The sequence below is a fragment of the Streptomyces sp. NPDC127092 genome, assembly GCF_042722475.1.
Lineage (GTDB): Bacteria > Actinomycetota > Actinomycetes > Streptomycetales > Streptomycetaceae > Streptomyces.
Window position 1 is genome coordinate 1 of record NZ_JBHXFE010000316.1, and the last position, 1,213, is coordinate 1,213.

Here is a 1,213-nt window from a genome sequence, read left to right on the forward strand (position 1 = left end):
CCACCATCCTGCTGACCATCATCTCGGTGGCCACGTACTCGCGGTACACGCGCTCTTCCATGCTCGAGGTCTCGCGCCAGGACTACATCCGCACCGCGCGCGCCAAGGGCCTGCCGGAGCGCCAGGTGATCCTGAAGCATGCGTTCCGCAACTCCCTGATCCCCATCACCACGATCATGGCCTTCGACTTCGCCGGCCTGATCGGCGGCGCCGTGATCACGGAGCAGGTGTTCGGCTGGAAGGGGATGGGCGAGCTGTTCGCCACCGGCCTGCGCGACGTGGACCCCATGCCCGTGATGGCGTTCTTCCTCGTGACGGGCACCGCCGCCGTGCTGATGAACCTCGTGGCGGACGTGCTCTACGCCGTCCTCGACCCCCGGATTCGAGTGTGAGCCAGATGACCACCAACAACTCCTCGATGACGGGCGCGCAGCTCGACGAGAAGCAGATCTTCGACCTTGCGGAGGCGGAGGACGCCAAGCTCCGCGCCAAGGCCGGGAAGTCCTACTCCCAGGGCGCCCTGGTCCGCAAGCGGTTCTTCCGCCACAGGGCGGCGATGATCTCCCTGATCGTGCTGGTCTTCATCACGCTGATGGCGTTCTCCTCCATCGGCTTCGCCGGCATCCCCGGCTGGTGGGACAAGTCCTACACGGCCGCGGCCTCCGTGGTGAACGGCGGTCGCCCGACGCTGTCGGTCGTGCCGCAGGCCTTCGGGGGCGAGGGCCTCCGCTGGGGCGAGCACCCCTTCGGCCAGGACACCACGGGCAAGGACTACTTCGCCCTCGTGATGCGCGGGACCCAGCAGTCCATGATCATCGCGGCCATCGTGGGCCTGCTCTCCACCGTGATCGGCGCGATCGTCGGCGCCGTGTCCGGGTACTTCGGCGGCTGGGTCGACTCCCTGCTCATGCGCCTGACCGACCTGATCATCGTCATCCCGCTGCTCGTGCTCGCCGCGGTGCTCGGCCAGATGGCCAGCGGCATGAAGATGGGCATCCTCCCGCTCGCGGTGGTGCTCGGCCTCGTGTCCTGGACGTCCCTGGCCCGCCTCGTGCGCGGCGAGGTCCTGTCCCTGCGCGAGAAGGAGTTCGTGGCGGCCGCCGTCGCCATGGGCGCCAAGCCGGGCCGCCTGATCTTCAAGCACCTGCTGCCCAACACGATCGGCGTGATCGTCGTGAACGCGACGTTCGCGATCGCGGGCGCGGTGCTGCTG

2 protein-coding genes are annotated in these 1,213 nt (G+C 68.3%); both read left to right on the forward strand.

Annotated elements, in window-relative coordinates:
- A partial coding sequence (locus tag ACFWJO_RS40025) for an ABC transporter permease (protein WP_386873250.1) occupies positions 1-392 on the forward strand: 392 nt, incomplete at its 5' end.
- Positions 393-397: 5 nt separating this feature from the next.
- A partial coding sequence (locus ACFWJO_RS40030; protein WP_386873252.1) for an ABC transporter permease occupies positions 398-1,213 on the forward strand: 816 nt, incomplete at its 3' end.